The sequence below is a fragment of the Ruegeria sp. YTSC199 genome, assembly GCF_059609725.1.
Genome location: NZ_JBXWMF010000064.1, coordinates 1 through 3030, shown reverse-complemented (window position 1 = coordinate 3030; position 3030 = coordinate 1). Strand labels below are relative to the sequence as shown.

Genomic DNA, 3030 nt, shown 5'->3' with positions numbered 1-3030 from the left:
TACTAATCTCAGGTTCTGGTCAACCTTAACTTCGGCCAATCCACCAAATCGTGCTCGAGATTTCTCGTCTATTTAGTGCAGTTCCGCTTCTCCAGGATTGGACCTCAGCGGTCGCTCTCAATTCCCGCTATATGTGTTCCACTCAAATGGTTGCTCCTGAATCCGAGCGTCTCAAGCGTAGTCGTTTAGACCGAAGAATAGGTGGATTTATATTCAGATTGGATTGAGTGTTAGGGTGTAGTCACAACATTGTACCCGCACCTTCAAGAAAAGGTGCTCTTGGATTTTGGGGGATCGAGTGATTGAATTTTATAAATCTATCTTGAGAACTACGGGACATCGTCAGGTGGTCAACATCTTGCTGTCGCTGGCCATTGCCGCCCTGGCGGCGTTTCCACTGAACTACCAGAAGGAAATCGTGAACGGTCTGACCGAAAAGAACATAAGCGCCGGAGGCTTGCTGTGGCTTGGTGTTGCTATGGGCGCGGTGATAACCCTGAGCCTCGCGCTGAAATGGGCGCTGGGGTATCTTTCGAGCGTCCTTGGCGAGGACATGATCCGTAAGCTGCGCACGCGTATTTGCAATCTGTCTCGCGAAAACCCGGCGGGTTCCGAGAAAGTTGCCTATGGTGCCAAGGCAACAATGGTGTCGGCCGAAGCCGAACAAGTAGGAAAGTTCTCCGGTAGCGCTCTGTCTGAACCCATCGTACAGACCGGAACCCTTGTTGTGATTATTGGGTATATTGCGGCCAATCAACCCTCTCTGGGGCTGATTGCAATTGGTATGATTATCCCTCAGGTGTTTATTGTTCTTCTCGTCCAGACGCGCGTGAACTCCCTTGTGTCAGACCGAGTTCACACATTGCGCAAAGCCACAAACTGGCTTGTTGACCCTGATCGCCCGGCCGCGGAGATCACTCCTGAATTTGACGAGATCTACGATACCCGTTCTCGGATATTCGTCTGGAAGCTGTCTTCGAAATTTGTACTGAGCGCCATTAACGGAGCCGGGACGGTGGGGGTTCTTGTCGTGGGCGGTTGGCAGGTCCTGGAAGGCAATACAGATGTCGGCACAGTCGTCGCCGCCACCGTAGGTTTGACACGTCTTCAGGGCCCAACGCGGCAGCTGATTGCCTTTTATCGACAGGTCAGTGCAACAGCTGTGAAGTTTGAACTGCTTCGGAAAGCAGGCGTGGATATGGCTGACGCGACCCTCTGAGATTTGCACGCATGGATAGACGCCCTATCGTTTGAAGGGAGTAATTTAATGACGAATGAAGCCGGATTTGTCTTCGCTCTGATTGCCGTCGCGGGTGTGCTGATGGCAAGCAACCGTGTTCGCTATGACTTCGTTGCCTTGATAGTTGTTCTTGCGCTTGCCCTCAGCGGCACGCTGACAATTGGCGAAAGCCTCTCGGGCTTTGGGAATAGCGTTGTAATCCTTGTCGCCTGTCTTCTTGTGCTGGGTGAAATGTTAGATAGAACCGGCGTCGCTCGCGCAGTGGGGGACGCCATCATGCGGCACGGTGGTCGTGGTGAGACGGGATTGCTGGTGCTCATCATGATCAGCACGGCGCTTCTGGGAAGCGTTATGAGTTCAACAGCCGTCGTCGCAATTTTCATACCGGTCATTTTGCGAATTGCTCAGGAAACAGCAAACGACAAGGCTCGTTTTTTGATGCCGATGTCTTACGCCGCATTGATAAGTGGCATGCTGACACTGATCGCGACGCCTCCAAACCTTGTTGTGAGTGATGAGTTGGTCGCGCAGGGATACCAACCTTTCGGTTTGTTTTCCTTCTTTCTGATCGGAGCGTCGGTCCTGGTTGTTGCAGTCCTGTTTGTCTTGTTTTGGGGCCGCTACCGGTTGAAGGCCAAGTCGGCCCCTGAAGAGCAGGAGTTCGCAGTTTCCGGAACGACGCTTGCGGGTATGTGGGAAACCTTTGGGTTAGATATGCATTCTGCGACTTTCAGGGTCACTGGCAATGTACTCTCAGAGGACGTTGACAAGCTGACGGGAAGTGGCACGGCAATACTGGTTCGACTGCGGTCCAGCGCCAAAGGAAAATACCTCGCAGCCATGTTTCGTGAAGGTATGGAATTACTGCCAGGTGACATTGTTTTCATTCGAGGAGCCCAAGACGCATTGGCGGAGTTATCAACCAATACGTTGTTTGCCAAAACTTTGGGTTTTCAGAAAGCAAGTGCTATTTGGATCGACCAGTTGGGTCTCGCGGATGTTTTGATCCACCCCGAGGCTACTGTGATTGGTCGACAAATGCATGATGCACCCGGGTTCGAAGCCAAAGGGATTGAGATTGTGGGCTTGGTAAGAAACAATGAGCCCGTCGAACACCCCAACACTGCGGTTTTGCAATCAGGCGATCGTCTTATGCTTGCCGGATCGTGGGAAGCCTTGGATCGTGCTGTGGAAAGGCATGATATGTTGGTGCTGCTGTCCTTCCCGAATGAGCGGACATCCGTCCCACCGACAGCTACTGGTTTTTGGGCTGCGATTGCCATCATGGTCACGATGGTTGCTCTGACGGTCTCAGAACTCGTCTCTATAACTACGGCAGTACTGATGGCCGCGGTAGCGGCAGTCTTACTTCGCACTCTTTCCGCCGAAGACGCGTATCGCGCAGTGAAGCTTCCAAGCCTCGTTCTTATCGCCGGGATGTTGCCACTTGCCGACGCGCTGCAGGCTACGGGCGGATCGGACATAATCGTCGACCAACTACTTTACCTCGTTGGAGAAGCCAGTCCGCGCGCAGTCATGGCGGCGATCTTTGTTTTAACGGCCCTATTGGGCTTAGTACTCTCCAATACCGCCTCAGCTGTACTTGTTGCGCCGATTGCTATTTCAGCCGCCGAAGCACTTGGGATTTCGCCATACCCAGTTGCGCTGTGTGTTCTGATCGCTGCATCCGCGTCCTTTTCGACTCCGATCTCAACACCTGTGGTCACATTGGTCGTTGCACCCGGGGGGTATAGTTTTGCTGACTTCCTCAAGCTCGGTGTGCCGCTCAC

General features: G+C 52.9%; 2 protein-coding genes. Both read left to right on the top strand.

What is annotated here, in order from left to right:
• Positions 1–298: 298 nt before the first annotated feature.
• Positions 299–1219, top strand: coding sequence for an ABC transporter ATP-binding protein (locus tag AC2FEE_RS25485; RefSeq protein WP_496868208.1), 921 nt, complete (start codon positions 299–301; stop codon positions 1217–1219).
• A gap of 48 nt (positions 1220–1267) precedes the next feature.
• A partial coding sequence (locus AC2FEE_RS25480) for an SLC13 family permease (RefSeq protein WP_496868207.1) occupies positions 1268–3030 on the top strand: 1763 nt, incomplete at its 3' end.